We start from the raw sequence: 14,752 nt of genomic DNA, 5'->3' as shown, positions 1-14,752 counted from the left end.
CCCGCTCGGCACTGGGCGCTACGGCCTCCGCGCGGGACGGTGGGGCGAGAGGACGACCCCGGTCCGTCCGCCGGTTCCCCGGAGAGGTGAGCACGATGCAGCGCATCCGGATCAGCCCCCGGCCCCGACAGCCCCGCAGGCCGAGCTCCCTCGATCTGCGCACCCCGTCCGGCCGACAGCTCCCGTACTGAGGACGCCCGAGACCACGGAGCACGGAGGATGTCATGGGACCGATGGGACGCGTCGTACGGTTCACGGAGCTGGGCCGCTCGGATGTCGGCCGGGTGGGAGGCAAGAACGCCTCGCTGGGAGAGATGACCAACCGGCTCGGCGCTGCGGGCATACGCGTACCGCCGGGCTTCGCCACCACCGCCGAGGCGTACGAGGAACTTCTCGCGAGCCACGGACTGCGCGACTCCGTCGAGGAGCAGGTCGGCCGCCTGCACCAAGGGGCCCCGCTCGACGAGGTCGGGGCGGCCATCCGTTCGTTCTTCCTCACGCAGCCACTGCCCGCGCCGCTGCGGGACGCCATCCTGACCGCGTACGAGCGGCTGGCCGAGGAGAGCGACCGGGAGACACCCGAAGTGGCCGTGCGCAGCAGCGCGACGGCCGAGGACCTGCCCGAGGCCAGCTTCGCCGGACAGCAGGAGACCTATCTGAACGTACGAGGACCCGAGGCGCTCCTGGAGGCGTGCCGACGCTGCTACGCCTCCCTGTTCACAGACCGGGCGATCGACTACCGCGAGCGGATGGGCTTCGACCACCTCGCCGTCGCCCTCTCCGTCGGCGTCCAGCTCATGGTCCGCTCCGACCTCGCCGGCGCCGGCGTCGCCTTCACCCTCGACCCGGAGAGCGGCTTCCCCGAGGTGATCGTGGTGAGCGCCGCCTGGGGTCTGGGCGAGACCGTCGTCAGCGGACAGGTCGACCCCGACGAGTACACGGTGTTCAAGCCCAGCATGAAGGACCCTTCCCTCGACCCCGTGATCGACGTGCGGATCGGCACCAAGCGGCTGAAGACCGTGTACGCGGACACCGGGCTGACACGCACGGTCGACACCCCCGACGCCGAGCGGAACCAACGGGTACTCGCCGACGCGGAGATCCGCGAGCTCGCCGCCTGGGCGGCCGCCATCGAAGAACACTACGGCTGCCCCATGGACCTCGAATGGGCCAAGGACGGCCTCACCGGCGAACTCTGGATCGTCCAGGCGCGCCCTGAGACCGTGCAGTCGCGCCGGCGGTCCACGACCCTGCGCCGCTGTCGGCTGACCGCCGTCCCGAGCGCACCCCTGGTGGAGGGCATCGCGGTCGGCGAGGCGATCGGCCAGGGCCCGGTCGTCGCCCTCGACGCCCCTGCCGACCTCGACCGCTTCCCGAAGGGCGGGGTTCTCGTCACCCGAGTCACCGACCCCGACTGGGAACCGGTCATGAAGAGGGCGTCGGCGATCGTCACCGACCACGGCGGACGCACCTCGCACGCCGCGATCGTCAGCCGCGAACTCGGCGTCCCCGCCGTCGTCGGCACCGGCAACGGCACCCAGGTTCTCCAGGAGGGCAGGCAGGTGACCGTCTCGTGTGCCGAGGGCGAGCACGGACGGGTTCACGAGGGTCTGCTGGCGTACGAGGAGATCCTGACCGACCTCGCGGAGCTGCCCGACACGCGCACCCGGGTGATGCTCAACCTGGCCGACCCATCGGCCGCGTTCCGCTGGTGGAGGCTCCCCGCCGACGGGGTGGGCCTCGCGCGTCTTGAGTTCATCGTCGCCCACCAGGTGAAGGTCCACCCGATGGCCCTGCTGCACCCGGAGCGGCTCGATCCACACGACCGTCACGTGATCGACCGGCTCGCCGAGGGGTACCTCGACCGCGGACAGTACTTCGTCGAGCGCCTTGCCAACGGGATCGCCCGGATCGCCGCTTCCCGCTGGCCGGCCCCCGTCGTCGTCCGGACCAGTGATTTCAAGACGAACGAGTACGCCAGGCTGCTCGGCGGCCGGCCCTTCGAACCGGACGAGTCCAACCCGATGATCGGCTGGCGTGGTGCGAGCCGCTACTACAGCGACGGCTACCGCGAGGGATTCGCCCTCGAATGCCGTGCGCTGCGCCGGGTCCGTGAGGGGATGGGACTGACGAACGTGGTCGTCATGATCCCCTTCTGCCGCACCCTCGGAGAGGCGGACCAGGTGCTCGCGGTGATGGCGCAGGAGGGACTCGTACGAGGTGAGAACGGCTTGCGCGTCTATGTCATGGCGGAGATACCGGCCAACATCATCCTCGCTGAGGACTTCGCGGAACGCTTCGACGGGTTCTCGATCGGCAGCAACGACCTCACCCAGCTCACCCTCGGCGTCGACCGTGACTCCGAGGCCCTCGCCCATGTCTTCGACGAGCGGGATCCCGCCGTCGTCCGCAGTGTCCAGGTCCTCGCCGCCCGAGCCCACGTGGCCGGCCGCCCTGTCGGACTGTGCGGGCAGCGGCCCAGCGACGATCCGGCGTTCACCGCCATCCTGGTCGACGCGGGCCTCGACTCCATCTCCGTGGCGCCGGACAGCTTCGCAGCCGTCAAACGGCACGTGGCCCGCGCGGAGGCGACGCTTGAAAGAGGCACTGGAGGAAGGGAGAAGTGACCATGCCCAGGAAGACACGGCACCGACTCGCCCGGGACGCCGGGCCGACGGCCAAGCCCGGTCGACCGGCGACCACAGACACGCGCCGCGGTCGCCCCGAGAAGCACCAGCCACCCGCGGAGGGAACGAACCGGCTTCCCCTGCGCCCCGTGCACACCATCAGGGTGTCGACGCTCTTCCCCTGAACTCTGAATGAACGGCCTATCGGCCGGATCACGAGTGAGGGGGGGCCTGAAAGGAGGCCGCGGCCATGACGACCGCAAGGGAGATCATGCACACCGGTGCGAGCTGCGTGCAGGAGAACGAAACTCTGATGGACGCAGCACGGCGCATGAGCGAACTGGATGTCGGCGCACTGCCCATCTGCGGGCCGGACAACCGGCTGCACGGCATCATCACCGACCGGGACATCGTGGTGAAGTGCCTCGCCAAGGGCAAGGACCCCCACCACATGACGGCCGGACTTCTCGCCCAGGGCAAGCCGGTCACGGTCGACGTGGACGCCGACAGCGAGCAGGTGCTCCGCACGATGCAGGAGCACCGCGTCCGCCGCGTGCCCGTGATCGACGACCACCGACTGGTCGGCATGATCAGCGAGGCGGACCTGGCCCGGCACCTTCCGGAGGAACGGGTGGGCCACTTCGTCGAGGAGATCTGCCGCTGAAAGCACCGGAACCGTGGCGCAAGGGGCCGGTCGGTCCCGGTGCGGCCCGTTCGGCCTCGTCGGACAGCCCCCTTGGATGCTGCGCCATGTGACCTCGCGGGCGGACGATGGGGTTACGGAGTCGGACCGGCCCCGTAACCCGGTCCACCGCCCGTCCGTACCGAATCGGGCCCACGGCGACCGCCCTGGGCCCCGGGAACGAGGAGCAGAACAATGGCCGGAGGCAAGGTGGAACGCAGGCACAGCCTCTTCCCCGACTTCAACGACTGGTTCAACCGGGAGTTTCCCGGGCTGCCCGGCTGGCGACCCGCGACGGCTGCTCACTCCATTCCCGTGGAGGTGTCAAGCGACGCCGGCGGGTACGTGCTGCGGGCCGAACTGCCCGGAATGGACCCCGACGACGTCACCCTCACCGTCGACGACAACCTGATCACGGTGAGTGCGGAGCACAGTGAGAGCACGGAGGACAAGGAGCACTCGGAGTTCCGCTACGGATCGTTCCGCCGGACCGTGCGTCTCCCGGCCACGATCCCGGCCGACGACGTCGAGGCGTCGTACGAGGACGGCATCCTCACCATCCGCGTCCCGATGCCCGAACAGGAGACCGGCACCGCACGCACCATCCCGGTGAAGCGAGGCGGCACCCCGCCCGAAGGCACCACGTCGTGAACCCCTAGCGAGTCCCGGTCGCCTACGGCAGCAAGGCCGGCAGGACCGCCAGGATCGCCCGGGAGATCGGCAACACGCTCCGGGACGACGGCTTCGACGCCGTCGTCCTGCCGGGCGGCGACTTCCGCAGTCCGGAACGGATCCGGGCATGGACCCACCACATGGGAACGGAACTGGACACCACCCCCTGAGCGGTGTCGCGGTTCCTCATCCGGCCACACCCGGCGGGAGGTGCGGCATGACTCACCAGGAGCCTTCGGGCAGTGGGTCCAGCCCGCTTGTGGAAGGATCCCGCGGGCGTGCCGTCTTTGTCCTCGTCCTGATCATCGCCATGGTCTGCGGCGCCGTGGCCGGCGGAATGCTGTGGAACGCCGGAGCGAGGGCCGATCGTGAACTCGCCGCCCACCGTCATCAGGTGCAGGCGACCACCACAGGGCCGGCCAAGGAGACACCCGCCGCCGGGTACGGCACGAAGCCGCAGGCCCTCGCACCGGCGGTGTGGGAACAGCCGGAGCACGTCCGCCGCTCCGGGACGATCCACGTCCCGCCGAGGACGCCCCCGGGCCGCGTCGTGACGATCTGGGTGGACGACGCAGGGTCCCCCACCCGACCCCCGGGCAGCGCTGCGGACCGAGCGTTCACCTCTCTCTCGGGCGGTATGGCGGCAGCGGGTGCCGTCGGGGTGACGGGAGCCGGCGTGGTCCTCCTCGTACGGCGGCGGAGCGAAGGCCACCGGCTCGCGGCCTGGGAACGGGAGTGGGAGCAAGTGGAACCCGTGTGGTCCGGCCGCCTGCACCGGGGCAGTGGTGCCGGGGGCGACGGTGACTGACCGCGCTGCCGGGCGAACCGCAGCGGGCCCGAGCACCGCCCCTGCCCCGGCGCTGCCCTTCGACCCCAGTGAGCCCCTGCCCAGGTTGCGCCGGGAACTGGCCACCGGGCCGGATGGGCTGTCCGCCCGCGAGGCCGCCCGCCGGCTCGCCGTTCACGGGCCCAACGAGGTACGACGCAAGGCCCGCTCCTCTTTCGCGCGGGAGCTGGTCGGGCAGCTGGTCCACCCCCTCGCACTGCTGCTCTGGGCCGCCGCCGCACTGGCCTTCGTCGCGGATCTCGGGGTGCTCGGCTGGGCGATCCTGGCGGTCATCGCCGTCAACGCGGCCTTCGCGCTGCTTCAGGAACGGCAGGCCGAGCGGGCGGTGGAGACCCTTGCGCGGTATCTGCCCGAGCACGCCCTCGTCGTACGCGACGGCAGGCCGCTCACCGTGGAGGCGCGTGACCTGGTGCCGGGCGACGTGATCCTCCTGGAAGAGGGCGACAAGGTCCCCGCCGACGCGCGCGTCACCGAAGGCGGAGTGGAGGTCGATCTGTCGATGCTCACGGGGGAGTCCGTTCCCGCCGAACGCATGGCCGCGGCCGGACTCCTCGGCGCCCCGTTGCTGGAGGAGCCGAACCTCGTCTTCAGCGGGACGACCTGCGTCGAGGGACAGGCCCGGGCCACCGTGTTAGCCACCGGCGACCACACTGAGATCGGCCGGATCGCCGCCCTCAGCCAACGGACCCGGCGCGAGGCGAGCCCGTTGGAACGACAGGTCAAGAAGGTCGCCTGGCTCATCGCCGGCGTCGCCACCGGCATGGGAGCCCTGTTCCTCGTCGTCGGAGTGGCTGTCGGACTGCCGGTGACCGACTCCCTCATGTTCGCCATCGGGCTCCTCGTCGCCAACGTCCCCGAGGGACTGCTGCCGACCATCACGCTGGCCCTCGCCGTCGGGGTCCGCGCGCTGGCCCGCGAGGGCGCCCTGGTGAAACGACTCAGCGCCGTGGAGACGCTCGGCTCCACGAGCGTCATCTGCACGGACAAGACCGGCACGCTGACCCGCAACCGCATGCGTCTGAGGGCTCTCTGGACCCCAGAGCACGGAGCGGAGCCCGGCCCCTGGGCGCAGGAGCTGGTGCGGGCGAGCGCGCTGTGCACCACCGTCACCCGCGAGGAGGAGGGCGAGCTGCACGGCGATCCGACCGAGGCCGCCCTCGTCACCGGGGCCGCCGACCACGGGGCTCCGGTGGATCTCACCCGGCGCGACGCGGGACGGCGCAGACTGTTCCGCTTCGATCCGCGGCTGCGGCTGATGTCGGTCGTGCAGGACGACGAGGCGACGGGTCGCCTGCGGATCGTTGCCAAGGGAGCGCCCGAGGCGGTCCTGGCCCGTGTCCGTCCGGGCCCTGCCACGGACGCCGCCCGATCGGCGGCGGATGAACTCGCCCGGGGTGGTATGCGGGTCCTGGCCGTCGCCGTACGCGACCTGCCGCCGGGCGCGGAGCCGCCGTCTCGCCGTCAGGACGCAGAGTCAGGACTGGCGCCGCTCGGGCTGGTCGGGCTGTACGACCCCCCGCGCCCCGAGGTGGGGGAGGCCGTCCGCCGCTGCCACGAGGCCGGGATGTGCGTGCACATCGTGACGGGGGACAGCGGAGCCACCGCCGCGGCGGTGGCCCGGGAGGTGGGCATCGGAGTGCCCGGCCTGCACGTGGTCACGGCTTCCGAGTCGCTGGGCGACGACGAGCTCGACCGGCTCCTCGTGGAGGGCGACGCCGAGGTCGTCTTCGCCCGCTCCTCGCCCGAGACGAAACTCAAGGTGGCGGACACCCTGCGGGCCCACGGCCGGATCGTCGCCATGACGGGTGACGGGGTCAACGACGCCCCCGCGCTGCACCGCGCCCACATCGGGGTGGCAATGGGACGCTCCGGCACCGACGTGGCCCGCGAGGCCGCCACCATGGTGCTCACCGACGACGACTTCGCCACGATCGTGACCGCGGTCGAATCCGGGCGCCGCGTCTACGACAACGTCCGCAAGTTCATCGTCTACATCTTCGCCCACGCGACCCCGGAGATCGTGCCCTTCCTCGTCTTCGCGCTCTCCGCCGGCGCGGTACCGCCGCCGCTCACCGTGCTGCAGATCCTCGCCATCGACCTCGGCACCGAGACGCTGCCCGCCCTCGCCCTCGGCCGGGAGCGCTCCGAGCCCGGCATCATGCAGCGGCCGCCCCGGCCACGGCACCAGGGCGTGATCTCCCGCGACATGCTCGTCCGCAGCTGGGGCTATCTGGGTCTGGTGTCGGCGGCCCTCGTCATGGCGGGCTACTTCTACGTGCTCTGGCGCGCGGGCTGGCAGCCGGGCGATCCCACAGGCACGGGCAGCCCCTTGCACCACGCTTACGTGACGGCCACGACGGCCACCTTCGCCGGCATCGTCACCTGCCAGGTAGGCACCGCCTTCGCTGCCCGCACCGACCACGCCGCGCTGCGGGACATCGGGGTGTTCTCGAACCCGCTGCTCCTCACCGGCATCGCTTTCGAGCTCGCGTTCACCGCAGCGCTCGTCTACGCGCCACCGCTCCAGCACCTCTTCGGCACAGCAGCCCTCCCCCTGGACGTCATCCTGCTCATCGCGATGTTCCCGGTCCTGGTGTGGGGCACGGACGAGCTCCGGCGCGCCAGGCGGCGCCGTCGTCAGCGCGCGGCGCCCACGGCCGGCTCGTGACCACCCTGGTCGAGGCGGAAGGGCGGGTAGGTGTCCGTCATGAGGCTCGCGTAGGCGGCGACGCGCAGGACCCAGCGGTTCAGGCCGACGATCAGGGCGAACAGGTCGCGCGGATACCGGTCGGTGAAGGCCACGGCGAAGCCCGCGATGAGCGTGAGGAGCGTGATCAGGCCGCCGCTCCACCAGTGCACCTCCATCCCGCCGGTGAAGAAGGCGATCACCAGATAGTGCGGGATGGCGAGCAGCCACCACTTGACCAGCACCTGCGAGCGGGAGAGCCGCTCCGGGTAGGCGATGTCGAGCCGGGCGGGGTAGTCGGATTCGGGGCCCAGGCTGAAGGGCGGGTAGCGGTCGGTGCCGAGGGCACCGTACGAGTAGTACGACACGCGCCAGGACCAGCGGAGGACGCCGAGGTTGAAGTCGAACAGGCCCCGGGGGAAGCGCTCGGTGAACAGGATGGCGAAGAACGCGATCACCGTCACGACGAAGAAGGCGATCCAAAGGAAGAACAGCACGATCCAGTGGGGGATCACCAGGATCCATTTCACCAGCCACAGCCAGCGGGACAGCCGACTGTCGAGTTCGGCTGTCACCGTCACGGGAGCGTACGAGGCACTCAGGTCGTCCATGATCGTCACGTCCTCGTCAGGTCGTCGTCTTCGTACGTGAGCCGGTCGACGACCCCCACGACACCGTCGACGCTGTTGCAGAGCCGGAGAAGCACCGGAACGAGGCTGCGGCGGCGGACCGTGCCGCTGAGGGTGACCCTGCCGTCCGTGACCTCCACCGAGAGGGCTGACGGGCTCAGCCCCAGGGTGTGGGTGATCACGTCCTCGACGATCTCCTCCTGGATCGCCCGGTCCCTGCGCAGGAACAGCTGGACGAGGTCGCTGCGGCTGAGCACGCCGACGAGCTGCCCGTCCTCGTCGACCACGGGCAGGCGCTTGACGCCGGCCCGGTCCATCACACGCGCGGCGCGCACCACACTCCACTCGGGTCGGGCGACGACGGCGGGACTCGACATGAGCGCGCCCGCGGTGTCGAGCCCGGCCCCGGCGGCACGGCGGCGTACCAGGTCCGCCTCCGAGACCACACCCAGCGGCCGGTTCGCCCCGTCCACCACGCACACCGCGGTGATGTCGAACTCGTCCAGAAGCCGCGCGATCTCCTTGAACGTCGTGTCCGGCACGACGCTGACCACGGTGGGCGTCATCAGATCCGCGACGCTGCGGTGCCTCATCGCTTGTCACCTTCTCGCGCGTTCGAAAGGCGGCCCCGTCTCTCAGGATGGGCCGCTCGCTTCGGCTCGGGGAGGGCCGTACGGCCCACAAGGAGACGTCCGTGTCCGTCGTCCGCGGCGCAGGCCGCGAAGACCCGCTCGGGGCCCTGGGAGCCGGAGGACCTGATCGAGGTCTGGACGCCGGCGATATGAAGCGGGTGCGGACTCGGCTCGAATCTCTTTTTCTGCCGTCAGACCCTGTCCGGTTTCGCTCCACTGCGGCCGTCGGCGGCCAGCAGGGCGACGAGGAGCAGCGTGCCGAGGTCCAGCCACCGGCGGTGGGCCTCCGCCCAGGTACCCACCGGGTCGGTGTGGACCCCGTGGCCGCTCCACCAGCCGGCGGCGAAGCCGGCGCCGCGCTCGGCCGTGGAGCGGGTGGCGCGGGCCAGCCGGCCGGGGCCGATGAAGTAGGCGCCGAGGGCGATGACAGGGCTGAGCACGAGCGGTGCGCAGGGCGATCCGCAGGAAGTGCAGGAGGTGGCCCAGGTAGTAGCGGCGGGCGATGACCAGGCCGATGGCGACGACCAGGCACGCGAAGGTCGCGCTCAGGGCCGTTCTCACGAGGGCGCGCTGGCGCGGGTGGGCGAGGAGGACGCCCGCCGCGGCGAGTACCGTCGTGACACGGGCATCCAGTTGCCCAGGACGCCGAGGGCGACGGTGCCCTCCGAGACGCCGATCGCTCCGCGGCCCTTGCCGGTCAGGGCGCGCACCACCGCCGTGTCCGCGGCCGATCCTGGCCAGGTTCCTGGCCGCTTGGACGAGCGAATCGACCGGCAGGAGTGTGTTACCCAGGACGAGGAGTCTGGTGGCGGGCCCGGCTCGGCCCGCAGCCCGTCGTACAGCCGGCCTGCGGAGAAGACCGCTGTCACGGTGAGTGCCCAGAACCAGCGCCGGGCGCGCGTGGCGTAGGCGGGGTCCTCAGTGCCCCTTGGGATTGGTGATCCATGCCTGGATCGTGATCGCGACGAGGGCGAGCAGCAGCACGTCGGCCGGCTCTTCAGTGGACCAAGTCGCCTGGAGCGCAACGTATTTCGGCTACTCTTTGACGCTTTGCTGACGTATTCTTGATGCTTGGTGTGCCGGGAAGTCTGGTCGGCGGCCGAGCACGCATGGGCTCGTCCATGCGACCGGCTCTTGCCCGAAGGGCGTTTCTCGTGACCGCCATACAGCAGCCCGCCGCGCCTGCCACAGCGCAGGTACCCACCGGGCGGCGCGCACCGCGCAGGTCTGTCCTGTTCTTCGCGTTCGCGTTCGCCGTCATCGCCGACCCCGTCTCGTCGGTCGCCTACGCCATCGAGGCCGCCCTGCGGGCCCTCCACGGCGACCTCGCGCTGCTCCTGCCCACGATGAGCCTGGTCGTGGGGCTGGTCGTGGTGGTGACCGCGAACTACTGGCAGCTGGTCCGCCGGTTTCCCAAGGGCGGGGGAGCGGCCGCGGCGGCCGGGCGGGCCTTCGGTCCGCGCTGGACCTTCGTGCCCATCGGCGCGCTCGTCGTCGACTTCGTCCTGACCATCGGGATCTCCATCGCGGCCGCCGCGAGCGCCGTGATCGCGCTCTTCCCCGCCATGAGCGCCTGGCGGATCCCGCTCGCCCTTCTCCTGCTCCTTGCGGTGGCGGGACTGACCTGGTTCGGGCACGGAGGGCGGCTGCTGTTCGCGGTGATGACCGTGTTGTTCGTGCTGGTCGCGGTCGCGGTCCTCGTCCAGGGCTTCGTATCGCCGCACGGGGCCGGTACGGCGCCCGCGTCGACCGACCCGGGGCGATCGGCGGCCCTCGCCGTGGTCCTGGCCTTCCCGGTGGCCATGGCCCTGGCCACCGGCGTCGAGGCGCCCTCCACCGCGATCGCCCAGCTCGGCCAGCTCGACGACACCCACCGCCGCCGCTTCGGCCGCGGCACCCTCGCCCTGCTCCTCGTCATCGTCGGCGGCCTGACCCTGGCGCTGACCGCCCTCGCCGTCCAGCTGCGCATCGGCATCCCCGGGGAGGACTCCACCCAGATCGCCGACATCGCCCACGCCGCGACCGGATCCGGTTGGCTCTACGGGGCTTTCCAGCTCACCAGCTCCCTGCTGCTCCTTGCAGCAGCCAGCTCCTCCTTCCAGGCCGGCCCAGGGCTCCTGAAGGCGCTCGCCGGTACGGCGGACCGGCCCGGCGTGCTGCCCGCCGTACTCGGCCGCACCAACCGACACCACACCCCGTACTGGTCCGTCGTGGTCTACCTGGCCGCTGCCGCGGTGATCATCGTGGCGGCCGCCGGTGAGGAGCAGGAGCTCGTCCTCTTCTACGCGGTGGCCGTCTTCGTCAGCTTCCTCGTCGGCCTGCTGGCCATGACCCGCTTCGCCCGTACCGAGCGCAAGCCGGTCCTCGCCTGGCTGAACGGCACGGCCGCCGCCGCGGTTGCCTTCACCCTCGTCGTCAACCTGCTGCGCGGCTGGCCCGTCCTCTCGCTCGTCGCGACCATGCTCATCGCCGGGGCGTTCTACGTCCGTTGGGTACGTGCGGGCCGCCCGTCCGGCATCGAGGACGTAGAGGCCCGCGCCGAAACGGACTGACCTGCCGGCCGCACGGGCATGCGGGGCCGGATCTCACGGGGATCGTCGATCCGTGCGGCGATGCGGCGGGACTTCTCGCTCACGGAGCTCCTTGAGGGCTGGGCCGCCTGGTCGTAGGAGCGAGGTGCGGCGGTGCCGATCGAGATGGACAGGCAAGGGGAGGCTCGCGCCTCGCGTGCCGCCACGAATGTGGCATTGGCATGCGTGCGGTAGCGATCGGGTCAAACCCTCTGGACCGGCTTCCCTTCGGTCTCCAGTCGCTGAGGAGCCAGGCCATCTGGTGTGCCGGGGCCCCAGCCACGGGCGCCGCGGGGCGGCGGTCCGCGGCCCAAGAGCGCTGCCGGACCTTCCGCGTCTCGAAACCCCGGGCTCTCGGGTTCTTCAGCGACCCGTACACGGCCACGGGTGTGGCGGAGATCGTGCGCCTGGGACGGCCCCACGCGCTACGTCCGGCTCGGGGCGGTGAGCTCGCAACGCACGTCCACCACGCCTTCGACAGCCCGTGCCAGGCGTTCCGCGAGCGGGATGCGCGTGCTGTCGCGGACCTCGCCGGAAAGGGTAACGACGCCGCCGTCGACATGGACGTCGACCTGGTGGCGGGAGAGGGGGAACAGGTGCTCGATGACGTCGTGGCGCACTTCGGCGGCGAGGTCGTCGTCCGGGCGGAGGAAGACCTTGAGGAGGTCGGCACGGCTCACGATTCCTTGGATCACGCCGCTTGCGTCGACGACCGGCAGCCGCTTCACGCGATGGGCGGCCATGAGGCGCGCGGCCTGCGGCAGTGACGCCTCGGGGGCGACGGTGACGGCGGGCGAGGTCATCAGGTCTTTGGCCCGGCGGGAGCCGGCCTTGGCGGTGGCATCCAGGCGTCGCATCTGCTCGACGAGGCCGACCCGATGGTCGTGGAACTCCTCTTTCAGGAGCAGATCCGCTTCGGAGACGACTCCGACGACTCGGCCCTCCCCCTCGACCACGGGCACGGCGGTCACCTTCCACCGCTCCATGGTGGTGACGATCTCCTTGAACTCCGCGCCGGGCAGGACGGCGACGACCTTCTTGGTCATCACGTCGGCGACGGTGAACGGCTGGGTGGTCATGGCTCTCTCCTCACCGGGCGTCTGCGAGGGGTTCCGCCCATACGGGCGGCATGACGTCGTCGATGAGACGGCTGCGGCCCGAAAGGAGCCGCCGCGCCATGGTCGCGGCGACACACGCGAACACCGCCTCACCGACGGACAGGTCCTCCGCGCAGAGCTCCCTCACGGCCTGGGCATCGAATTCGAGGGCGCGGACCTCCGTGACCGCCGTGGCGCCGAGGTGCCAGTGGTAGGGCGGCATGCTCCAGGAGCAACCGAGGAGGGCGCCGCCCACGAGCGTGTCCACGACGGCGTTGCGGTGCCCCGGGACATGGGTGTCGAGATCGACCCTGCCGGTTTCGATGATCCAGAACCGGTCGGCGCGCTGCCGCTCGTGGAAGATGCGCGTCCCGGCGGCGAAGTGGACCGGGCGGGAGTGCTCCAGGAGCCGGTCACGCGCCTCGGGGGAGAGCTCGTTCAGCAGCGTCCGCGTGGTGCTCATGATGTCCTCCAGCCCTTCCCTCACAGGCTCCCGCGCGGCGTGCGGGCACGGGCAGGGCCGCGCAGGTCACACCAGGGGACCGAAGGGCCCGCCTCACCGGACCAGGACGGCCTCCCCGGAGCGGGGGACGACGGCCGTCCAGCCCAGTTCGTGGTCGATGCGGTCGCGCAGCGCCTCGGACGCGGCCGGTTCGCCGTGGACGAGGTAGGTGGTGTGCGGGGGAGGGGCGCCGCGCAGCCAGTCGATGATCTGGCCGGCGTCGGCGTGGGCCGAGAAGTGGGGCACGTCGGCGACCTCGGCCCGTACGGGCACGTACTCGCCGAACATCTTCAGCGTCCGGGCACCGCCCACCAGGTCCCGCGCCCGGGTGCCGGCGGCGGCGAAGCCGACCACGACGACCGCGTTGCGCGGATCGGGGAGCAGCCGGTGCAGGTGGTGCAGGACCCGGCCGCCGGTCGCCATGCCGGCCGAGGAGACGATGACGGCGGGGCCGTGCGCGCTGTTGATGTCGATGGATTCCTGGACCGTGCGGGCGGCGAGGAACGGCGCCGGGCTCAGGTCGGCCTCGCCCCGGGCCAGGATCTCCGGCCGCAGTTCGGCGGACCGTTCGCGTACGGCGTCCTGATACACGTCCAGCGCGGCCAGCGCCATCGGGCTGTCCACGTACACCGGTACGGACCGGGGCAGCACGCCCGTCTCGCGCAGGCGGGTCAGTTCGTGCAGGACGACCTCGGTGCGGTCGATGGCGAAGGCGGGGATGACGACGGTGCCGTTCCGGGCGAGGGTCCGGCCGATGACGGAGGCGAACTCCGAGCGTCCGGACTCCTCGTCGTGGCGCCTGTCGCCGTACGTCGACTCCATGAGCAGGACGTCGGCGCCCGAGAACGGCTCAGGTGGCAGCAGCAGCGGGTGTCCGGGGCGCCCCAGGTCTCCGGAGACGGCCAGGGTGTGGCCGTCCTCCAGCGTCAGGTGGGCCCAGGCCGACCCGAGGACGTGCCCGGCGTGGTGCAGCGTCAACCGGTTGCCGGCCATGATCTCGACGTCCTCGTCGACCGCGACGGGGTCGAAGAACGCCAGCGTCTTCTCGACGTCGGAGTCGTCGTAGAGCGGCTTGGCCGGGCGGTGCTTGGACCAGCCGTGCTCGTCGGCATGCCGTGCGGCCTCCATCTGGAGGCGGGCACTGTCGCGCAGCACGATCCCGGCGAGCCGGGCGGTGTGGGCGCTGGTGAGGATCGGTCCACGAAAACCCTGCCGGACCAGGCGTGGCAGGTAGCCGCAGTGGTCCAGGTGGGCATGGGTGACGACCACGGCGTCGATGTCGGCTGCGTCGCGGGCGAACCGCTCCCAGTTGCGACGCCGCAAGGTCGCGAAACCCTGGAAGAGACCGCAGTCGACGAGGATCCGCGCATGGTCGCTCTCGACCAGGAACTTGCTGCCGGTGACGGTTCCCACGCCGCCCAGGAAGCTGAGCAGTGCCGGGCGCGGGGTGCTGGGAGCGGGGTTCGGGGCTGCTTCGGACATGGCCAGCCCTCCTTCGGTGGGGGCCGGTCTCCACCCTCGCATCCGGCCGAGCCGGTCCAGAGGGTCCAAGCGGGCTCCTTTCGTGGGCCGACCGGCTCATGTGCCGTAGGAGGACTCTGCGGGGTCGTGGGACCGGACTGGTACCGCGACGCCTATCCCGACGCCTCGACGCCCGGCATCGACGACAACGCCTACACCAACGCCACCGCCGCGTGGGTGCTCGCGCGCGGCCTCGACCTGCTCGGCGACCTGCCCGAGGCCCGCCGCTCGGAACTCTCGGAGCAACTGTCGCTGGACGCAGGCGAACTCGACCGCTGGGAGGACGT

General features: G+C 71.3%; 12 protein-coding genes and 1 pseudogene. 7 read left to right on the top strand and 6 right to left on the bottom strand.

Annotation, left to right across the window (positions count from 1 at the left end; genetic code table 11):
- Nucleotides 1–224 precede the first annotated feature (224 nt).
- From ppsA to ACFYUZ_RS20100, 4 genes are all read left to right on the top strand, one after another.
- On the top strand, nt 225–2,627 hold the full coding sequence (ppsA, locus tag ACFYUZ_RS20115) for a phosphoenolpyruvate synthase (RefSeq protein WP_389311048.1): 2,403 nt from the start codon (nt 225–227) through the stop codon (nt 2,625–2,627).
- A gap of 250 nt (nt 2,628–2,877) precedes the next feature.
- Entirely contained in the window at nt 2,878–3,291 is a 414-nt protein-coding gene (locus ACFYUZ_RS20110) for a CBS domain-containing protein (RefSeq protein WP_389311046.1), read from the top strand.
- Between the two features lie 213 nt (nt 3,292–3,504).
- On the top strand, nt 3,505–3,960 hold the full coding sequence (locus tag ACFYUZ_RS20105; protein ID WP_389311044.1) for an Hsp20/alpha crystallin family protein: 456 nt from the start codon (nt 3,505–3,507) through the stop codon (nt 3,958–3,960).
- Between the two features lie 914 nt (nt 3,961–4,874).
- The gene (locus tag ACFYUZ_RS20100) at nt 4,875–7,496 is read left to right on the top strand and encodes a cation-translocating P-type ATPase (RefSeq protein WP_389311042.1); all 2,622 of its coding nucleotides are present in this window, start codon (nt 4,875–4,877) and stop codon (nt 7,494–7,496) included.
- Here the strand turns inward: ACFYUZ_RS20100 and ACFYUZ_RS20095 are convergent.
- The 3 genes from ACFYUZ_RS20095 to ACFYUZ_RS20085 form a co-directional block, all read right to left on the bottom strand.
- A complete protein-coding gene (locus ACFYUZ_RS20095; protein WP_389311040.1) occupies nt 7,466–8,125 on the bottom strand; it encodes a DUF4389 domain-containing protein in 660 nt (219 codons plus the stop codon). The two genes, ACFYUZ_RS20100 and ACFYUZ_RS20095, sit on opposite strands and share 31 nt — an antisense overlap.
- 5 nt (nt 8,126–8,130) lie before the next feature.
- Nucleotides 8,131–8,736 (bottom strand): CBS domain-containing protein, encoded by a 606-nt coding sequence (locus tag ACFYUZ_RS20090; protein ID WP_389311038.1) that lies wholly within the window; start codon nt 8,734–8,736, stop codon nt 8,131–8,133.
- Between the two features lie 230 nt (nt 8,737–8,966).
- The gene (locus ACFYUZ_RS20085) at nt 8,967–9,215 is read right to left on the bottom strand and encodes a hypothetical protein (RefSeq protein WP_389311036.1); all 249 of its coding nucleotides are present in this window, start codon (nt 9,213–9,215) and stop codon (nt 8,967–8,969) included.
- Here ACFYUZ_RS20085 and ACFYUZ_RS20080 point away from each other — a divergent pair.
- Together ACFYUZ_RS20080 and ACFYUZ_RS20075 are read left to right on the top strand one after the other, a co-directional pair.
- Nucleotides 9,199–9,684 (top strand): hypothetical protein, encoded by a 486-nt coding sequence (locus tag ACFYUZ_RS20080; RefSeq protein ID WP_389311034.1) that lies wholly within the window; start codon nt 9,199–9,201, stop codon nt 9,682–9,684. The genes ACFYUZ_RS20085 and ACFYUZ_RS20080 overlap by 17 nt on opposite strands.
- Before the next feature lie 245 nt (nt 9,685–9,929).
- A complete protein-coding gene (locus tag ACFYUZ_RS20075) occupies nt 9,930–11,327 on the top strand; it encodes an amino acid permease (RefSeq protein ID WP_389311032.1) in 1,398 nt (465 codons plus the stop codon).
- Nucleotides 11,328–11,770: 443 nt separating this feature from the next.
- Here ACFYUZ_RS20075 and ACFYUZ_RS20070 read toward each other — a convergent pair whose 3' ends face one another.
- The 3 genes from ACFYUZ_RS20070 to ACFYUZ_RS20060 form a co-directional block, all read right to left on the bottom strand.
- Nucleotides 11,771–12,424, bottom strand: a complete 654-nt coding sequence (locus ACFYUZ_RS20070) for a CBS domain-containing protein (protein WP_389311030.1) — start codon at nt 12,422–12,424, stop codon at nt 11,771–11,773.
- Nucleotides 12,425–12,434: 10 nt separating this feature from the next.
- Nucleotides 12,435–12,905, bottom strand: a complete 471-nt coding sequence (locus ACFYUZ_RS20065; protein WP_389311028.1) for a cyclic nucleotide-binding domain-containing protein — start codon at nt 12,903–12,905, stop codon at nt 12,435–12,437.
- Nucleotides 12,906–12,998: 93 nt separating this feature from the next.
- Nucleotides 12,999–14,426, bottom strand: a complete 1,428-nt coding sequence (locus ACFYUZ_RS20060) for an MBL fold metallo-hydrolase RNA specificity domain-containing protein (RefSeq protein WP_389311026.1) — start codon at nt 14,424–14,426, stop codon at nt 12,999–13,001.
- A 120-nt stretch (nt 14,427–14,546) separates the two neighbouring features.
- Here ACFYUZ_RS20060 and ACFYUZ_RS20055 point away from each other — a divergent pair.
- A pseudogene (locus ACFYUZ_RS20055) lies at nt 14,547–14,752 on the top strand (hypothetical protein); the annotation flags it as partial.

This window comes from Streptomyces sp. NPDC004266 (assembly GCF_042874095.1).
In the GTDB taxonomy this organism is placed as follows: Bacteria; Actinomycetota; Actinomycetes; order Streptomycetales; family Streptomycetaceae; genus Streptomyces.
The sequence above is the reverse complement of the archived record's forward strand: the minus strand, read 5'-3'. Positions and strand labels throughout refer to the sequence as shown.

Coding starts and splice junctions, on each gene's coding strand:
- ACFYUZ_RS20065 (WP_389311028.1), bottom strand. CDS start 12,905: ATGAGCACCACGCGGACGCTGCTGAACGAGCTCTCCCCCGAGGCGCGT.
- ACFYUZ_RS20080 (WP_389311034.1), top strand. CDS start 9,199: ATGACAGGGCTGAGCACGAGCGGTGCGCAGGGCGATCCGCAGGAAGTG.
- ACFYUZ_RS20070 (WP_389311030.1), bottom strand. CDS start 12,424: ATGACCACCCAGCCGTTCACCGTCGCCGACGTGATGACCAAGAAGGTC.
- ACFYUZ_RS20090 (WP_389311038.1), bottom strand. CDS start 8,736: ATGAGGCACCGCAGCGTCGCGGATCTGATGACGCCCACCGTGGTCAGC.
- ACFYUZ_RS20105 (WP_389311044.1), top strand. CDS start 3,505: ATGGCCGGAGGCAAGGTGGAACGCAGGCACAGCCTCTTCCCCGACTTC.
- ppsA (WP_389311048.1), top strand. CDS start 225: ATGGGACCGATGGGACGCGTCGTACGGTTCACGGAGCTGGGCCGCTCG.
- ACFYUZ_RS20110 (WP_389311046.1), top strand. CDS start 2,878: ATGACGACCGCAAGGGAGATCATGCACACCGGTGCGAGCTGCGTGCAG.
- ACFYUZ_RS20060 (WP_389311026.1), bottom strand. CDS start 14,426: ATGTCCGAAGCAGCCCCGAACCCCGCTCCCAGCACCCCGCGCCCGGCA.
- ACFYUZ_RS20095 (WP_389311040.1), bottom strand. CDS start 8,125: ATGGACGACCTGAGTGCCTCGTACGCTCCCGTGACGGTGACAGCCGAA.